At 29.1% G+C, this 18,354-nt stretch carries 14 protein-coding genes and 3 pseudogenes; 9 read left to right on the top strand and 8 right to left on the bottom strand.

All coding sequences use genetic code 11. The features are described 5' to 3' along the window. The first annotated feature begins 39 nt into the window (after positions 1-39). The 4 genes and pseudogenes from O1U_RS03025 to lysS all read left to right on the top strand — a co-directional run bounded on the left by O1U_RS03025 (position 40) and on the right by lysS (position 5,259). On the top strand, positions 40-942 hold the full coding sequence (locus O1U_RS03025; RefSeq protein WP_016503927.1) for a 3'-5' exonuclease: 903 nt from the start codon (positions 40-42) through the stop codon (positions 940-942). Between the two features lie 290 nt (positions 943-1,232). Then, positions 1,233-2,555, top strand: a complete 1,323-nt coding sequence (brnQ, locus tag O1U_RS03020) for a branched-chain amino acid transport system II carrier protein (protein WP_016503926.1) — start codon at positions 1,233-1,235, stop codon at positions 2,553-2,555. 60 nt (positions 2,556-2,615) lie between these two features. Then, positions 2,616-3,713, top strand: a pseudogene (prfB, locus tag O1U_RS03015) (peptide chain release factor 2). A 31-nt stretch (positions 3,714-3,744) separates the two neighbouring features. Then, positions 3,745-5,259 (top strand): lysine--tRNA ligase, encoded by a 1,515-nt coding sequence (gene lysS / locus O1U_RS03010; RefSeq protein WP_016503924.1) that lies wholly within the window; start codon positions 3,745-3,747, stop codon positions 5,257-5,259. Positions 5,260-5,468: 209 nt separating this feature from the next. Here lysS and O1U_RS03005 read toward each other — a convergent pair whose 3' ends face one another. From O1U_RS03005 to O1U_RS02995, 3 genes are all read right to left on the bottom strand, one after another. After that, positions 5,469-6,386: a DUF368 domain-containing protein gene (locus O1U_RS03005; protein ID WP_040356599.1), complete on the bottom strand. Its 918-nt coding sequence runs from the start codon at positions 6,384-6,386 to the stop codon at positions 5,469-5,471. Positions 6,387-6,510: 124 nt separating this feature from the next. After that, on the bottom strand, positions 6,511-7,146 hold the full coding sequence (pdxH, locus tag O1U_RS03000; RefSeq protein WP_016503922.1) for a pyridoxamine 5'-phosphate oxidase: 636 nt from the start codon (positions 7,144-7,146) through the stop codon (positions 6,511-6,513). A gap of 421 nt (positions 7,147-7,567) precedes the next feature. After that, the gene (locus O1U_RS02995) at positions 7,568-8,161 is read right to left on the bottom strand and encodes a YhgN family NAAT transporter (protein WP_016503921.1); all 594 of its coding nucleotides are present in this window, start codon (positions 8,159-8,161) and stop codon (positions 7,568-7,570) included. A 299-nt stretch (positions 8,162-8,460) separates the two neighbouring features. Here O1U_RS02995 and O1U_RS02990 point away from each other — a divergent pair, with 299 nt between their 5' ends. Then, positions 8,461-8,886: an RNA recognition motif domain-containing protein gene (locus tag O1U_RS02990; RefSeq protein WP_034411865.1), complete on the top strand. Its 426-nt coding sequence runs from the start codon at positions 8,461-8,463 to the stop codon at positions 8,884-8,886. Here the strand turns inward: O1U_RS02990 and murI are convergent. Together murI and aroC are read right to left on the bottom strand one after the other, a co-directional pair. After that, on the bottom strand, positions 8,858-9,670 hold the full coding sequence (murI, locus tag O1U_RS02985) for a glutamate racemase (protein WP_016503919.1): 813 nt from the start codon (positions 9,668-9,670) through the stop codon (positions 8,858-8,860). The genes O1U_RS02990 and murI overlap by 29 nt on opposite strands. Before the next feature lie 54 nt (positions 9,671-9,724). After that, positions 9,725-10,810, bottom strand: a complete 1,086-nt coding sequence (aroC, locus tag O1U_RS02980) for a chorismate synthase (protein WP_016503918.1) — start codon at positions 10,808-10,810, stop codon at positions 9,725-9,727. Between the two features lie 397 nt (positions 10,811-11,207). Here aroC and O1U_RS02975 point away from each other — a divergent pair. After that, positions 11,208-12,371: pseudogene (locus tag O1U_RS02975) on the top strand (transglycosylase SLT domain-containing protein); the annotation flags it as partial. Positions 12,372-12,761: 390 nt separating this feature from the next. Next, entirely contained in the window at positions 12,762-12,968 is a 207-nt protein-coding gene (locus tag O1U_RS05020; protein ID WP_420887247.1) for a methyltransferase domain-containing protein, read from the top strand. Between the two features lie 263 nt (positions 12,969-13,231). On the opposite strand, the gene rnhA is transcribed toward O1U_RS05020, so the two are convergent. Next, positions 13,232-13,711, bottom strand: coding sequence for a ribonuclease HI (gene rnhA, locus O1U_RS02965; RefSeq protein WP_016503916.1), 480 nt, complete (start codon positions 13,709-13,711; stop codon positions 13,232-13,234). Positions 13,712-13,765: 54 nt separating this feature from the next. On the opposite strand from rnhA, the pseudogene dnaQ reads away from it, so the two are divergent. Next, a pseudogene (dnaQ, locus tag O1U_RS02960) lies at positions 13,766-14,502 on the top strand (DNA polymerase III subunit epsilon). A 139-nt stretch (positions 14,503-14,641) separates the two neighbouring features. After that, positions 14,642-15,808, top strand: a complete 1,167-nt coding sequence (locus O1U_RS02955) for a TIGR03503 family protein (protein ID WP_016503914.1) — start codon at positions 14,642-14,644, stop codon at positions 15,806-15,808. A 98-nt stretch (positions 15,809-15,906) separates the two neighbouring features. Here the strand turns inward: O1U_RS02955 and O1U_RS02950 are convergent, their stop codons facing one another. After that, positions 15,907-16,509: a thiol:disulfide interchange protein DsbA/DsbL gene (locus O1U_RS02950; protein WP_016503913.1), complete on the bottom strand. Its 603-nt coding sequence runs from the start codon at positions 16,507-16,509 to the stop codon at positions 15,907-15,909. Positions 16,510-16,731: 222 nt separating this feature from the next. Beyond that, positions 16,732-18,138, bottom strand: coding sequence for a cytochrome c oxidase accessory protein CcoG (gene ccoG / locus O1U_RS02945; RefSeq protein ID WP_016503912.1), 1,407 nt, complete (start codon positions 18,136-18,138; stop codon positions 16,732-16,734). Between the last annotated feature and the right edge of the window lie 216 nt (positions 18,139-18,354).

Raw genomic sequence — 18,354 nt, 5'->3', positions numbered from 1 at the left:
ATCAATCAGAAAAAATAATCCAAAAAATAGATCATTAAAATGAAAAAAGAACGTGCAATATTTCCTTTAGAGCGAATTACAGAAATCTTAACTCGACCTGATGATTTTCAACTAATTGAACGTATTTCTTTAACTAAAGCAGAACAAACTTGGCCATTACAGCTATCGTCACCAATTGGAGATGAATTACCTATTGTTTTTTTAGATACAGAAACTACTGGTCTTTCTGAAAAAAATGATACTATAATTGAGTTGGGTATGGTAAGAAGTTTGTATAGTCCATCACAAGGTTGCATTGTGTCTATTTTGGATGTTATAAACCTCTATGAAGAACCTACTAATCCTCTTTCTAAATTTGTCAAACGGTTGACAGGAATTACAGATGAAATGCTGCATGGAAAATTTATTGATGATCAATTAGTGGCTAGTTGGCTGGACAATGACCCGATGATAGTAGCTCATAATGCTCAATTTGATCGTCCATTCTTTGAAAAGCGCTTTACAAAATTAAAAAATTTTTCATGGGCTTGTTCAGCTAATGAAGTTGATTGGAAAACTTTAGGATTTGAAAGTTATAAATTAGAGCACTTATTACTACGTCTTGGCTGGTTCTATGACGGTCATAGAGCAGTTAATGATTGTTTATCTATGGTTTGGTTATTTCATTTATTGCCAGAATCTCTGTTAAATTTGCTTTCCAAATCAAAACAAAAAACGATTGTAGTTCGAGCATTTGGTGCTCCTTTTTCTGTAAAAGACTCTCTTAAAGAACGAGGATATCGTTGGAATACTCGAATCAATAAAATAAAAAATCATTGGTATCGTGAAATTCCTGAAAAAGAACTAATAAAAGAAAAAAAATATCTAGATAGACTATATAATCTTGGTTCAAAGCACGCGCATTATGAATATAAAAATTCTAGAAATCGCTTTAAAGATTAGCAAGCAATTTTATTATTGTTTATATTCGAACTAATAGTTTTTTATGCAACAAAAAAAGATATTGATAAACACATCAAAAAAAACTAAAAATTAAATATCGTAATCTAAAATAGATATAGTTTTATGCATCTAATTTTGCGTTTAATTTTGCGTTTTATTTAAAAAATATGTTATTTTACTTTTTTCAGATAAATTAAAAGGATTGATTCATTATCATCCGGTATACAAAATATACGCTTATTTTTGGGCTTATTTAATTAAATAGAATTTATAAATTATAAGGATTAGCTGTGAAACAAACTTTGAAACTGACAGATATTGTTTCACTAGGATTTATGTTATTCGCATTTTTCCTGGGAGCTGGAAATATTATATTTCCTCCATTATCTGGTCATCTGTCTGGTGATAAAGTACTTTTATCTACCTTTGGATTTTTAATAACAGCTGTTGGACTACCTATTATAACTCTTATTGCTCTCGCAATAAGAGGTGGTTCCTGGAAAGATGTTTCTCAAGATCTTCCAAAATGTGTGGCGCTAATCATTTCTGTTTCAATGTTTGTTATTATTGGACCTGCTGTTGCAGCTCCTCGAACTGGTCTTGTAGCTTATGAAATGCTTGTTAAGCCTTTTTTAACTAATACACAAGATGAGTTAAACTTAGCTCTATTTTCCTTTATCTTTTTTGCAATTACTACACTATTTGCTTGGTCTAGAGGAAATTTAATTAATATTATTGGCAATCTACTAACGCCTATACTTTTGATAAGTTTAATTATACTAGCAATAGCAGTAATGCTAAATCCTCAAGGTGAAATCATCCCTGCACAAGGTGAATATTTAACACATGCTCTGCAAAAAGGCTTCCTAGAGGGTTATAATACCATGGATACATTTGCTGCTTTAATGTTTGGAGTACTACTTGTTGATGCTTTACGTAATAAAGGAATCAATCAACCTAATTCATTAGCTAAGTATTTAATCATTTCAGCATTAATTGCTGCTTTTGGTCTTACATTTGTCTATGTATCACTATTTTATTTAGGTTCTACTAGTTCATATTTAATATCTAATCCTGATAATGGTGCTGTAATATTATCCTTATATGTTAAAGCGTTATTTGGCTCTTATGGGCAAATAGCACTTTCATTAGTTGTATTTCTAGCCTGCTTAACTACCGCTATTGGTTTGGTTTCATCCTGTTCTGATTACTTTAGTTCACTAACCTCCATTTCATATAAAAAATGGGTCATTATTAACGGCATTGCTTGTTCAGTGGTAGCTAACATAGGCCTTTCTAATTTAATTACATTATCAACCCCTGTTCTTTTCACACTGTATCCAGTACTAATCGCTCTTGTTACTCTTGCATTTTTACGTAAGAAATTACTACATCCTAAAATAGTTTACCGTGTAGTTACCTTCGTTGCACTTATATTTTCCATTGTTGATTCAATAAAAATAGCTGGTTTTGACATTGAAATATTTAAATCATTTCCTTTTTTCGAAGTTGGAATGACCTGGTTATTACCAACAACAATAACAATAATTAGCATGTTTCTAATTGAATTCTATATCAAAAGTAAACGAAGTCTGAAAAGTATTACAAAATAGATTGATTTTTTATTTATAGTTATTTTGCTATTCATTTAAATTTCATACCACTGAGGAATTATGGTTCTAATTAATCAAATTAAAAATCGTCTTCAAAATCTCTCTGAACGAACTAATATTATGAGGAGGTATCTTTGACTATGAAACTAAAAAAGAAATTTAAAAGAGATTAATAAAGAACTTCAGTGTCTTAATGTTTGGCAAAAATCTGATTATTCAAAAATTTTAGCTAAAAAGCGTTCTTCATTAGAAATAGTAGTTACAACAATTGAATCACTTGATCAAAATATTCAGGACCTTTTCACTTTATTTCAATTATCTATTGATGAACAAGATCAAGAAATATTAGAGGAAATTACATTTGAACTTGATCAACTTAATATTCAATTAAAAAAACTAGAATTTCGTCGAATGTTTTCTCTTGAGTATGATTCTTTAAACTGTTACATGGATATACAATCAGGTTCTGGTGGAACAGAGGCACAAGATTGGGCTTCGATGATACTTAGGATGTATTCACGCTGGGCAGAAACAAAAGGTTTTAAAATAGAAATAATAGAGGCATCTGAAGGGGAAATCACTGGACTAAAAAGTGCTACTCTTCGCATTTTTGGTGAATACGCTTATGGCTGGCTCCGAACTGAAACTGGTATCCATCGACTGGTGAGGAAATCACCATTTGATGCAAATCACCGACGTCATACTTCCTTTGCATCTGCTTTTGTTTATCCAGATATTGACAACAATATTGAAGTTAATCTTAAACTGTCTGATCTACGAATCGATGTCTATCGAGCATCAGGAGCAGGAGGACAACATGTAAATACCACAGAATCTGCTGTTCGAATTACTCATCTACCAACAAACATAGTGGTACAATGTCAAAATGAGCGTTCCCAACATAAAAACAAAGATCAAGCGATAAAACAATTACGTTCTAAACTATTTAAACTAGAAAAACAAAAGCAAAATGCTAAAAAGCAAGCTGATGAAGAAATCAAATCAAATATTGGATGGGGAAATCAGATTCGTTCTTATATACTAGATAATTCACGAATCAAGGATCTTCGTACAGGTTTAGAATGCCGTAATACACAAGCTATTCTTAATGGTGATTTAGATAAATTCATTGAAACAAGCCTGAAAGCTGGATTGTAAGTATTATTACTATGAGATGTACATAAATATTATGATAGATTCGATTCAACATAAGCAGCATACCAAAGAAGAAAGTACATTAACTAAAGAACGACGTAAGAAACTACAACATATACGAAAGAATTGTGATTCTAATGGATATCCAAATAGTTTTCGTCGTGATAATTTCGCTAATGATCTTCAAGTTCAATTCTCTAATCATACTAAAGAGGAGTTAAAGGAACTTAAGTATTCAGTATCTGTTGCTGGTCGTATTATAGCAAAACGCGGACCTTTTTTAGTCATTCAAGAAATATCGGGATGTATCCAAATATATTTAAATAAATCTCTTCAAACAGAGTTAAAAAATCGATATAAACAATTGGATATAGGAGATATTATTGGTATTAAAGGCATTCTAGATAAATCTAAAAAAGGCGATTTATATATCAAAACCAAGACGTATGAATTATTAACTAAAGCACTTCATCCATTACCAGAAAAATTCCATGGTTTATCTGATCAAGAAATTCGTTACCGTCATCGTTATATTGATCTGATTGTTAACAAAAAATCTCGTGAAGTATTCATCATCCGTTCTAAATTGATAGCTGCTATTCGTAGCTTTATGATATCTAATAACTATATAGAAGTTGAAACTCCAATGATGCATACAATTCCTGGTGGTGCTACAGCACGTCCATTCGTTACGCATCACAATGCTTTAAATAGTGACTTATATCTACGCATTGCACCCGAATTATATCTAAAACAATTAGTTATTGGAGGGTTTGAACGAGTATTTGAAATAAATAGAAATTTCCGTAATGAAGGGTTATCTCCACATCATAATCCAGAATTTACAACGATAGAGTTCTATCAAGCATATTCTGATTATAATGAACTCATGAACTTTACTGAAAATATGTTAAGCTCTATTTCACTTGAAGTCCTGGGTTCAACCTCAATAAGCTATGGAAATATAAAAATAGAATTTTCTGGTCCTTATGTCCGTATGAGTATGTTTGAATCTATTAGGCGCTATAATATAAATCATGCTCAGATTCAAAGTTTAAAAGAAAAGGATCTTCAAAATCATAACCTAATGCTTAGAATAGCAAAATCCATAGATATTACTATTGAACGGTTTTTTACTTGCGGTCAATTGATTGAAAAGATATTCACTGAAACAGTAGAACCTTACCTTATTCAACCAACATTCATTACTGACTATCCAGCAGATATTTCTCCTCTTGCTCGTCATAATGATAAAAATCCATTTTTTTCTGATCGATTTGAATTTTTTGTTGCTGGTCATGAGATTGCAAATGGTTTCTCAGAATTAAATGATTCAGAAGATCAAAATGCTCGATTTAAGTCTCAAGTTTATGCAAAAAATGCGGGTGATGATGAAGCAATGTATTATGATGCTGATTATATTACTGCATTAGAATACGGTCTACCCCCTACAGCAGGTCAGGGAATAGGTATTGATCGCTTAGTTATGTTATTTTCTGATACTCACAATATTAAAGATGTGATTTTATTTCCAGCAATGCGAAAATAACTAGATTAGTTCAATAAATAAATGAAGCTAATTAATAATTAGAATGATAAATATGCATCGAAAAAACATGCATATTAGGATACTTAAATTCATAAATCATCTTTTTTAATCAACTATCGTTGTTTTTTATTGCATAAAGATCAAAGCTATAAATGTATCCAGAGCTAATGTTTAAAAATCACTTCAAAAAAAATATAAAGATAGGTCAACTATTCTTGAGATGAAAGTTTTTTTAATCCTAAAACGAAAAAAATAGCTAAAAACATAAAGATCACAGCATAAAAAAGTTGAGATGACTCAGAAAATAAGGATTCAAACTTAAATGGAGAGAGATTATTCTGAGACAATGGAACCTGGTCACCCTTATAGTTAGTATACCAAGAAGTAGTTTTTTTCCAAGGCCATAATTTAGGTAATGTACCAAACATTAAACCTGCTAAAAATATTAATGTATAATCCCTAAATCGTTTTAATAAAAAGTAAATTAAATGAGAAAAAGAAAGAAGTCCAACTACACAACCAGAAAAAAAAATCATTAATACATCAAATTGAAACAACTGAACAGCTTCAAGAATAGGAAAATACATCCCAATTAGAAGTAAAATTAACCCTCCGGAAATACCTGGTAAAATCATTGCACACACCGAGATCAAACCAGTAAAAAATAAAATAAGGTTATTAAAGTAAAGTTCAATTGGCTTAAATACTGTAATGCTATATGAAACAGCACTACCAAACATTAGGAATAAAGGATGAAAGAAGTCGCTAAGATGTTCTATTTCATTAATCAAAACAAAGACTGATGCTAAAATCAGTCCAAAGAAAAATGACCAAATTAATATTGAGTAAGTGAGTACAAGCCAATTAACTAACCTCGCTAATATAAGAATACCTGTTAGTATCCCGGAAAATAAAACAACTAGAAAAGAAACATTAATATCCTGACAGGAAGGAGGAAAACCATCATTTTTACAAGCCGAAAAAAGACACAAACTGATAGATCTAATATTTTTAAGAAAAGTATCATAAACACCGACAATTAAAGCAATACTACCTCCAGAAACTCCAGGAATAATATCAGCTGCACCGATAAGTACACCCTTCAAAAAAAGACTAAAATAATTTATTTTCCTCATATTATTTTAATTTAACTAAATTGTAATTATAGAATTTTAATCTGAAAAATAAAGCAAAAATATATTTACTCTAAGATAGAAATAGGAATTAGCATAGGATAAAGTAAAAGAAAACTTAAGGAGCTAACCGATCAATAGTCCAATGATTATTATTTCTTGAAAATAAGAACCTGTCATGAAGTCTGTACTTTCCTCCTTGCCAAAACTCAATAGTTTCTGGATTAATTCTAAATCCACCCCAAAATTTTGGGGCTGGAATATTTTCCTGATCAAATTTTTTTTTCAATTTTAGAAAAGCATTTTCTAAAATACTATAAGAAGTAATTTTACTGCTTTGCTTACTTACAAGAGAAGCAATCTGGTTTTCTTTTGGTCGTGAATAAAAATATCTTATATTCTCTTTTAAACTCATTTTTTTTGCTATACCAGTAATATGTACTTGGCGTTCCATTTTGCCCCAAAAAAATAGTAAACTTACTTTTTTATTCAATGCAATCTGCTTAGCTTTACGGCTAGAAAAATTCGTATAAAATACGAAACCATTCGTATCAATACCTTTTAGTAATACAATACGTTGAAATGGTTGATTATTTTTATCAACTGTTGCAATTGTCATTGTTGTAGAATCAATTACTTGTTCATCAATAGATTGCTGCAACCATAATTTAAATTGTTCAATAGGATCAGGATTTAAATCTCTTCGTCTTAAAATACTGCGAACATATTCATTTCGAATACTTAAACACTTCATTTCTATTCCTTGTGCACTATATTTTTCAAGGTTTGGAATTGTATCTCCTTAAAAATTAAATAAAATCGTAAATACTATATATGATTAATTAGTCAACACAATAACATTATTTGAACTTAGCAACAAAAAAATATCAATAATGCTATTGACATTAGTAAGAAAAATTATTTTGTAATACTTATAACGACTTATTACTACAAGATGAATATTAAAAACTATAATTATTTATCTAAAATCGTACCTCATTTACAATAAAATATAGAATAAATTTCTTGTTAAAAAACACGAATTAAAATAGAGTATAATAAATTAAATTTCAAAGGAAAAGGTATCACTTATTCATATCTAATAGCTCGTAAAGGACCTATCTTTACTTTACTTAACACAATGCATGGATTATGAGTCAAATTAAAAATCATTTCTAGCTACTACCTAAAATTGCATAATTTTTAATTCCATTAATCAACATCTGAATTGAAATCATTACTAATACTAATCCCATTAATTTTTCAAAGGCTTTTAAACCTTTCTCTCCTAGAATATGGTGAAAAAAACCATGAAATATTAAAATTAAAAAAGTTGCTATCCAAGCTATCAGTAACGCGCATAACAAGCTTAGTAAACTTTCTGGATACTGACTGGAAAGCAACAGTAACGCAGCAATAACAGAAGGACCAGCAATCAGTGGAATCGCTATAGGAACAATAAATGGCTCTTCATCCTTTACTACACTATTATTACTGCTTGCTGGAAATATCATCTTAATTGCTATAATAAACAGTATAATACCACCTGATATACTTAATGTTCCATGTTCTAAGCGCAAAAAGGTCATTATGCTCTCACCTAAAAATAGGAATATTATTAATATAAACAATGCAATTAATAATTCACGAATTAATACTTTTCGTCTACGAACTGAGTCTAAATTCTTAAGCATAGACAAAACAATAGGTAAATTACCAAGTGGATCCATGATTAGAAAAAGCACAGTTGCTGTAGATAACATATCCATAAAACTGTCCTTCTATGAAAATTAAAATAGGTAAGTAATAGTATATAATAATAAATATTTTAAACATGATAAGTAATATATAATTACCTATTTTTTTATATAGCATCTAGACTGAAATAAACAAATTGCTAAAAAATAACATGTATTTTACTTTAAATTTATTAAATAAAATTTGAACATTTGAAATATATCACATCAATATGTTGGAAAATATTAAGTATCCACGTAGACTTTCTTATGTCCGGTTCGTTGTAACGAACTTTTTTTCCATAATTTATAAAAAATGTAGTATTCCAATTATGAAATCTTATAAACTCTTCTTGATGACTATCACCTTAGCAATATTAGGTGGAATTATTTTCTCACAATTAACAACAATCCCACCATCAATTTCTTTTATTATCGGTGTCTTCACTTCTATTTGTATTTTTAAATTTGCTAGCAAAAACAATACTGAAACGATAACACTCTATGTAGGAAATTTACCCTATAAAGCAAATGAAGTTAATGTAAAAGAACTTTTTTCTAAACATGCTGAAGTATTTGCTGTTCGTTTAATGAAAGATAAACGTACAGGAAAAAGAAAAGGAGTCGGTTTTATAGTTATTGCTTCTGATGATGCTACAAAAACGATCAATGCACTTAATGGAATAGATTATATGCAACGAACCCTAAAAGTGCGTATTGCTAACGATCCTAAACACATTGGAGTAAACGAATCCTAACAGAGCAAAACCCAATATCATGTAGCACATCGTTCAGTATATCTTGCTTCCAAGGACGTGTGCTACAGTAAATTAAGTCCTTCCTGTCTTTTTTAAATTCTAAATCTTTTGATATACCTAACAGTTCTCTTACTCTTTTTGCAATAGCTTTTCCTGAATCTACTAATATAACTTTATCCCCAAAAACAAGTTGAATTTCTTCTTTAATTAATAAGAAATGCGTACAACCAAGAACAAGAACATCAATATTCCCAATTAATGGCATCAATATTTCAGCTAATTCATTGATATTAACCTTTTTACCTCTAATTTTTTCTTCTACTACATTAACTAATCTGGTTGAACCCAACATTTTAACAGTGTTTTTTTTTGCAAAATTGTTAACCAAATTCTTAGTATATTGACAATTAACAGTAGACAATGTACCAATAAGTCCAATTATTCTATTAGTTAAAATAGATGCCGGCTTAATTGCTGGTACAACACCAACACAGGGAATCGATAACTTTTCTCTTAATACAGGAAGAACTACTGTACTTGCAGTATTGCAAGCTATAACAACTAAATCAATAGGGTAAGCTTTTATAAAACTGCTAACGTAAGAAGTAACTCGTTTGATTACTACATTCTGTGTTAATTCACCATAAGGATAAGCTTCATTATCAAAAATATAAGTACAAGTAAGATTAGGTAAAATAAATTTTATTTCCTTATAAATAGATAAACCACCGACACCTGAATCAAAAATAAGAATATGTTTATTACTTTTTAAGGTAATCACCATAAAAATTCCAATAACTTTCTATAGAAATATTTCTAATGAAGGTCTTCTTCACATTTAAAAATTAGATTTTTCATTCATTTCTCTAAAGTTCTGTGCTCGATGACGAAGCAAATGATCAAGCAAAACAATTCCAAGCATAGCTTCTATAACCGGAACTGCACGAATACCAACACATGGATCATGACGGCCCTTAGCAATAAATTGAGTCAAATTACCTGCCATCGTAATAGTTTCTCCAACGATAGAAATGCTTGAAGTTGGCTTTAGCGCAATCTTAGCAATTATATCTTGACCAGTAGAAATTCCACCTAAAACTCCACCAGCATGATTACTAGAAAATCCATTAGGTGTCAATAAATCTCTATTCTCACTACCTTTTTTTTGAATAACGTTAAAACCATCCCCTATTTCAACACCTTTTACTGCATTAATACTCATTAAGGCATGAGCAATATCTGCATCTAACCGTTCAAATACTGGTTCGCCTAACCCAACTGGTACATTAGTTGCAACTACATTTACTTTAGCACCAATAGAATCACCTTCTTTTTTTAATTGATCAATTAATTTTTTAAACGCATTAACTTTATCGATATCAGGACAGAAAAATATATTATTATCTATTTCGTTCCAATCAACCTTATCTATTGAAATATGACCAATTTGAGATAAATACGCACGAATCTGTATACCACATTCTTGTTTTAAATATTTTTTAGCAATTGCACCAGCAGCGACACGCATAGCTGTTTCACGAGCGGAAGAACGTCCACCACCTCGGTAATCACGAATACCATATTTTTGATAATACGTATAATCTGCATGACCTGCTCTAAATTTATTTTTAAGTTCTAAATAATCGTCAGAACACTGATCAGAATTTTTAATTAATAAACCAATAGGAGTACCTGTTGTTTTTCCATTGAAAATACCAGATAAGATTTTTACTTCATCAAGCTCAGAACGCTCTGTTGTATAACAGGAAGCACCTGGACGACGACGGTCTAAATCTTTCTGCAGGTCTGATTCTTTAATTTCCAGTTTAGGTGGACATCCGTCAACAATACATCCTAGTGCAATGCCATGACTTTCTCCAAACGTTGTCACTCGAAAATTTTGGCCTATGCTATTCCCTGACATAATTACCTTAACTGAAATTAGTTGATCCAGATTAAAATACTCATAACTAAAATTAATCTGCATATAAATAAATTGACTGATATGTTCTAAAATCTGATTACGTATAATTATAAAATTTCATCACTGCTATTTTAAGTTTAAGGAGAATAAAAATGAAGCTAGCTTAAAGATAAAAAAAAGTCCAGCAGTATTATTAAGTAATGTTAATTTATGTCGAACTAAAAACATTAGTTATTTTATAATAGTATTACTATATTAAAAATAACTAATAATATTAAAAAAGGATAACTTTTATTATATTATATAGTTTTGCGCAGTTTACCTAAATGTAAATTCTTATCTAATAATCAAAAAATCGTTATAAAGCTAATGCAGAATTAACAGCAAGGATTGTACAATGAGGATACTATGTAATTTTTTTTTGTTTTTCTTAACAGGATGTCAATTAACCCAATCCCCAAAAACTTTTTTTTCATTACCAACTGATATTGCTGAAAAAAAAGCTGAGAAAAAATTAAGAATCAATCAATCTCAGGTAGAGATTCAGGAAAATTCTATTCTCTCAACACCTCAATCTCAAGAAGACGCTTGGAAACGGATTGCCATGCAACTAAAAATGGAAATTCCAAATCATGAAACAATAGAACGTTATCGAAATTGGTATATTAAGAATCCTAATCACTTAAACACAGTATCAAAACGTGCTGAACCATTTCTATACCTTATTATTGATAAAATTGAACAACGTAATATGCCATTGGAACTTGCTTTACTTCCTGTTATTGAAAGTTCATTTGATACATTAGCTTACTCTCAAGAGAAGGCTTCTGGACTTTGGCAATTTTTGTCAAATACAGGAAAAAGCTACGGATTAGAACAAAATTTTTGGTATGATGGCAGACTTGACGTGGCAGCTTCTACAGATGCGGCGCTTGATTATCTGACCCATTTAAATAAACGTTTTAATGGAAACTGGAAACAAGCAATTGCAGCTTATAATAGTGGCGGAGGACGTATATCTAGCGCTATTCGAAAAAATAATAGACTCGGAAAACCAATTGATTTTTTATCACTTGATTTACCAAAAGAAACCACTAGTTATGTGCAAAAGCTTTTAGCACTAGCTGACATTATTTCTAATTCTGAAAAATACGGTATAAAAATTCCAGCTGTTGCAAATAAACCAGTAGTTAAATTAGTTAATCCTAAAATACAACTGGACTTAACTGTGGCAGCTAAATATGCAGGTATATCTATTCAAAAATTACAAAAGTTAAACCCAGCTTATAATCAATATATAACAGCACCCGATGGTCCCTATCAACTATTATTACCAATTGATTCTATACAGTCTTTTAATGATAATATCAAAAAGCATCAAGGGAAAGGAATAAAAGTAATTTGCTATCAAGTAAAAGCAGGAGATAGTTTAATTTTGCTTGCTAAAAAATATAAAACAACAACTAAACTAATTCAAAGAACAAATAATTTATCAAATAATAAAATATTTATAAATCAATACCTCCTGATTCCTAGTTTTAGTAAAAATCAGCATAAGTATATTAAACACTATCAATAAATTAATAGCAAATTATCTGTATTTTTTAATAAAATTCATAATGAAAAATAATTAAAAATTTTAATAGACTCATATACTTTCAAATCTAAAACTATTAATACTCATTATAATGAAAACAAATTGGATGAACTTGAATTATGTTCTTGAAAAATAAAAAATTAAGAAACCTTATTCATGGTTACAACTCAAAAATAGTCACTGGCTCAAATCAACAATTCAAACTCGATTGGATTACTTGGTGCGATAAACTATTTGGCTATCATATGCTCAAACTAGGTGGATTAAGTTGTGAGCTTACTAGTTATAACTGCAAGATACATCATCAAGTAAACCTAGATCTTCATAGCAAGTTCCATATCATAGCAAATGAGGATGCAACTACCTTTCTTAGAAAAAAGCTTTTATGCTGTAATTTTATTCCATCAACTTAATTACTGCATAAAACCTCATCAAACATTTCACGAAGTGAATCGTGTTATGGTTGATAATGGTTATTTGATTCTTACTGGATTTAATCCAATTAGCTTTCTTGGACTAACTAACTGGATCCATTTAAGAAAAATAATTTATTACTATTAAATCAAAAAATTGCTAGTACTACTTAATTATCAAGTAATTTATTTTGACTCTTATGCATTAATTACTACCTATTCAAAACTATCAAAATAGTTGGTTCTATTGGTTTATTGAACATTACTTAGGTAATTGGACTTCACCAATCAAAAGTTTATATTTTATTATAGCAAGAAAACGAACTTATTTACTTCACCCAATTAAACTTAATTGGAAATTAAGAGGACCAATATCATCAGCAATAACTAGTAAAACCGTTAAATCTACAATTAATTAATACAGTTAACTGAATTTTGATATCCAATATCTTCTTCAGTTGGATTTTTTGCAGATAAATAAGCTAATCTATCACACCTTTGATTTTCCTTGTGACCTGAATGACTTTTTACCCAACACCATTGTATTTGGTGTAGCAAAACTACTTGATCTAATCTTTTCCAAAGATCAAGATTTTTTATAGGTTTTTTGTTTACAGTTTTCCAATTAGATTTTTTCCAATTATGAATCCACTGAGTAATTCCTTGACGTACATATTTACTATCTGTTGTTAACACAATGCTACAAGATTCTTTAAGATTTTGTAATGCGACAATAACTGCAAGAATTTCCATTCGATTATTAGTAGTTAATATATAACCTTTTTTTACTATTTTTTCTAAATTTTTATAGCGTAAAATAATTCCATAACCACCAGGACCTGGATTTCCTAAACAAGAACCATCTGTAAAAATTTGTACTTGTTTTATCATAATTTGGTATTATTAAAATTAACTAAATTAATCATATTGTGCATAAAATTAACTATGAGTACTAGAAATAACAATTCTATATGTAAAAAACGTCTTATTGCTTTAGATACAGAAACGACAGGTATTAATAAAGATAGCCGTGCGCATTATCATGGACATAGAATCATAGAAATTGGTGCGGTTGAAATAATTAACCGTAAACGCACTGGAAATAATTTTCATGTTTATATCAAACCAGATTGTAATATTCATCCTGATGCGATTAAAATTCATGGCATTACTAATGAATTCTTGATGAATAAACCTAAATACCATGATATTCATCAAGAGTTTTTAGCCTTTATTAAAGATACAGAACTCATAGCTCATAATGCTCCTTTCGATATCGGTTTTATAAACCAAGAATTTTCAATGCTTAATAAAAAAATTGGTAAAATAACTGATTATTGTAAAATAACTGATACACTTGCTATTGCTAAAAAAACGCCAAATATTCCAGCTAAAAAAAATCTAGATTCACTAGCTAAGCATTATAATATTAACATTTCTTCACGTGTTCTTCATGGTGCATTACTAGATGCAGAAATTCTTGCTGATGTATATTTAGCAATGACAGGGGGACAAACTAGTTTAAATTTTAAGTTTTCTGATTCAAAAAAAAACAATTAATGAAAACAAATGATACCAAAAAAAGAACTTTAAAAATTTTATTTGCTACATCTAATGAAATAGAAGAGCATGAAAAGAGATTAACTTTTCTTAAAAAATCTGGAAATTGTTTATGGATTTAATAAAAAAATTAATATTGATAGATGATTGACTAATAAAAAAACTTAGATATTTCTCAAATAATAAGAAGAAAAAAAGGAAATACAGTTTAATACTAAATGCAATAATTCATTGTTTTATCACCTATAAGGAGTTTAAACATTGAGACTGATAGTTTTATTAAAAATACTATTTTTTATAAGTAATAGCTTTTCAAATGAAATATCCTCCTCAATATCACTACTAAATAATCGATTTCGAGTAGATCCTGCTATTAAACAAATAACTTTTATCATTTATCGTACAGAGTTAACACAGCCTGTTATTCTCATTCGTCCTGACGGGAAAAAATATTATTCATGGAAAAAACATAAAAATGTACATTGGTACCATACATCAGATATGGATATTATATCGATTGATAAACCAATGCCAGGACCATGGCAAGCTATAGGTAAAGTAACTCCTAAAAATAAGATTAAACTTATTTCTAATTTAACAATTGAAACAGATCCTTTACCTAGTCATTTTTTTAATGGTGAAACAATTAAATTTACTGCTAGATTATTAAATGATAGGAAACCTCTTCTTTTAGAAGATTTTCTAGAAGAACTTAATCTAAACATTACTTTTACTAAATTTCTTGAAAAAAAAATTTTCTTGTTCAAAAAAAAAGCACAATCAGCACCAAAAATAATTGAACAATTTTCTGATGACGGTCGAGGATTAGATGAATATCCAAGAGATGGGGTATTTACTGTTCCTTTATTAATTAAAGCAAAACCTGGTAAATATAAAGTTAGAATTACATCAGGCAATGGAATTTTTTTAAGAGCTCGAGAACAAGAGACTTTTATTTATCCTAACCCTATACAAATTAAATTTATTCAATCAGAACAAGAAGAAACACCACATAGAATTGTATTTTCTGGGAAAAATGGAACTATTGTTCCAGGCTCTTTAGCTGCATCCATTACGTATCATAATAAAAAAAAGAACACAATAACTACAATTCAAGGAATGGCAAAAAATGAAGATACTAAACTAACAATTGAGCTTGAAAATAAAAAGAACATCAGATGGTATGGACATGTATACGCAAATGATATCGAGTCTAACCGTCCATTAAGCTTTATTATTCCAGAACAAAATCAAAGTATATTACAGACAGAAGAACAGAAAGAAAATAACAAAATTGGGATAAAGGTTGAGTCTGAAAAAAAGATAAAGCATGCAAGAAATATTATAGTTATTATCGTGGGAAATAGCATTACAATCCTATTAGGATTAACGTGTTGGTTTTTTTTATCTAGAGAACAGAAAAAATAAAAAAATAATCAACACGCACAAGTTAGCAGTATCTATTTATTTAATGTAATGAATGTTAATGAATGAATTAAATAAACTATAAAGTTTTGCGTTTTAGTTTATTTATTTAATAAATAACGTATCAAACCAACATAATCATCTATACTTCTAACTGATTGGGATTTAACAAGATATCGATTATTTACAATAATTAAAGGTACTCCTTTAAGGTGACTTTTTTGAAATTCTTTATCAAAACGACGTACCATTGAATCAACAATAAAACTGCTAAATGCTTTATTATATTTATTGCCATCAATACCTTCATCGATAAAAATTTGACGTAACTCAGTATTATTCTTAGGAGGAGTTCTTACACCATGAATACGATTAAACAATATCGGAACCATTTGTTTTTCAACATTTAAAACAAGCATAGTTGCATAGGCTTTACTCATAGGAATGGCCATTTCTCCACCCATGAAGGATACATGTTTTCTTTGAAATTGTACATGTGAAAATTTTTTCTTTAACTGCATAATCACTGGTTCTAATGAATCGCAGTGTGAACAGTAAAAAGAGAAATACTCAGTTATAATTGGTTCACGAGATACTTCAGAATTTAATATTGTATAGTCTTTTCCTTCCTGATAAAATGGAGCTGTATGAGCACTTAAGCTTATGATAATACTTGTCATCATTATCACGATTATTTTTTTCATTTCAATAAAAACCTATTACTATATTGATATCAGCCTAAATCGATCTTCTCAAGGTTATCGAGCTTTTTTTCTTATGTAATATAAAAAACACTTTGAGAATACCAAAATTATATAGATAAACTTTTTCTATTAGGTACTTCTTTATCTGGACACTTTACATAGATATCATAAAAAAAACAAGTCAAATTTTTAAAAAATGTATTATCTATTGAATTTTATATCTTAAAATCCTTTAATAAATCGACTTTCAACTGAAACATTAAAATCTTCATCATCTGAAATTATAAATTGAATTTTTGTAACTGGTAAATTTAATCTATCTGGATAAATACCCAAACTCAATGGAACATTATATACTTCTCCAGGTCTTACTTGAACAAGTCGTTTACCGTACCAAGAAATGTTGTTTAAACCTTTTATATCTAAATAATATTTCTTCGACTTTTTTGTTTTATTGATAATTTTTAGTATATAAGTGTTTTCAATTTCACCTAAATAATTACTTTTAAATAGCTGATTACGATCACGTAATACAGTTAAGCCTATGGGTTTAAGATTAATAATCTCTAGCAAAAAAAGACCAACCATAAATAATAATAGAATAATGCAGCTAAATAACTTTGTTTTTATTATTTTAGTATTCAAACTTAATAAACGATTTTTAGTTATATAACTAATAAGATTAGGTTTGTATCCCATATAAGACATGGTTTTATTACATGCATCAATACAAGCACCACAATTAATACATTCATATTGCAAACCATCACGAATATCAATACCAGTTGGACAAACTTGAACACAAAGATTACAATTAATGCAATCTCCTAGTCCTAAGTTTTCAGAATCTACTTGTCTTGAACGTTTTCCACGATTTTCACCACGATTAACATCGTAAGCAACCATCAAAGTGTTTTTATCAAATATAACTGATTGAAAACGAGCATAGGGGCATACATGAATGCAAATAATTGAACGCATCCAAGCCGAATTTATATACGTCAATACAGAAAATAATAAAACCAAAAAACTAGAATTAAAAGAAAAAAAATTACTTATTAAATCCTTGATAGGTAAAAAATAACCCAAAAAAGTTAAACCTGTAAGAAAAGCTATTAATATCCAAAAAACGTGCTTAGTTATTTTTCTTATAATAATATTAATAGTAAGAACAGAAGAATCCTGTTTACGACGCTTATTAGCGGATCCTTCAAATTTTTCTTCAAACCAAATATATATGAATGACCAAATAGTTTGTGGACAAAAATAACCGCACCATATTCTACCCACAAACATAGTTAAAAAAAATAAACTGAATAAAATAATCAAGAGAAAAAAAAATAATATTTTAAGATCTTGTGGATAGATAGTAATACAAAAAAAGTTAACTTGTTGATTACCAATATCTAATAAAATAGCCTGACGTTCATTATAACTAAACCATGGTAGAAAAAAAAACAGGGATAATAAAAAACAAGCAACATAACGGCGTAACCTTTGAAAGGTCCCTTTACTTTTTCGAACATAGATATGATTGCCAAGATTGAATCTATCAGGATTTTCTTTATTAGATTTTCGCTTCGCTGATTGCAGCATAATATTTTTAATAGGAATTCTATCCTGATTCATGTGGTTATAACTTTCTCCTAATTAACCTAATTAAATTATTTAAATCTATTAACTACTTACTAAAGCATATAAATAAAAACCATTTTTAATAACATAAAAATTATATCTAAAGCATTGAGTAAATCCATTTGTTTTAGTTTTTTATCTAACTCAATCAAGATAGATAACATCTATATCAGTAATAATATCAATATCTTATTATTATATTTTAATGGA

It is taken from the genome of Candidatus Photodesmus katoptron Akat1 (assembly GCF_000478685.1).
GTDB lineage: Bacteria > Pseudomonadota > Gammaproteobacteria > Enterobacterales > Vibrionaceae > Vibrio > Vibrio anomalopis.
The sequence above is the reverse complement of the archived record's forward strand: the minus strand, read 5'-3'. Positions and strand labels throughout refer to the sequence as shown.

Coding starts and splice junctions, on each gene's coding strand:
- O1U_RS03025 (WP_016503927.1), top strand. CDS start 40: ATGAAAAAAGAACGTGCAATATTTCCTTTAGAGCGAATTACAGAAATC.
- lysS (WP_016503924.1), top strand. CDS start 3,745: ATGATAGATTCGATTCAACATAAGCAGCATACCAAAGAAGAAAGTACA.
- pdxH (WP_016503922.1), bottom strand. CDS start 7,146: ATGAAGTGTTTAAGTATTCGAAATGAATATGTTCGCAGTATTTTAAGA.
- O1U_RS02995 (WP_016503921.1), bottom strand. CDS start 8,161: ATGGATATGTTATCTACAGCAACTGTGCTTTTTCTAATCATGGATCCA.
- O1U_RS02990 (WP_034411865.1), top strand. CDS start 8,461: ATGAAATCTTATAAACTCTTCTTGATGACTATCACCTTAGCAATATTA.
- murI (WP_016503919.1), bottom strand. CDS start 9,670: ATGGTGATTACCTTAAAAAGTAATAAACATATTCTTATTTTTGATTCA.
- aroC (WP_016503918.1), bottom strand. CDS start 10,810: ATGTCAGGGAATAGCATAGGCCAAAATTTTCGAGTGACAACGTTTGGA.
- O1U_RS05020 (WP_420887247.1), top strand. CDS start 12,762: ATGCAACTACCTTTCTTAGAAAAAAGCTTTTATGCTGTAATTTTATTC.
- rnhA (WP_016503916.1), bottom strand. CDS start 13,711: ATGATAAAACAAGTACAAATTTTTACAGATGGTTCTTGTTTAGGAAAT.
- O1U_RS02950 (WP_016503913.1), bottom strand. CDS start 16,509: ATGAAAAAAATAATCGTGATAATGATGACAAGTATTATCATAAGCTTA.
- ccoG (WP_016503912.1), bottom strand. CDS start 18,138: ATGAATCAGGATAGAATTCCTATTAAAAATATTATGCTGCAATCAGCG.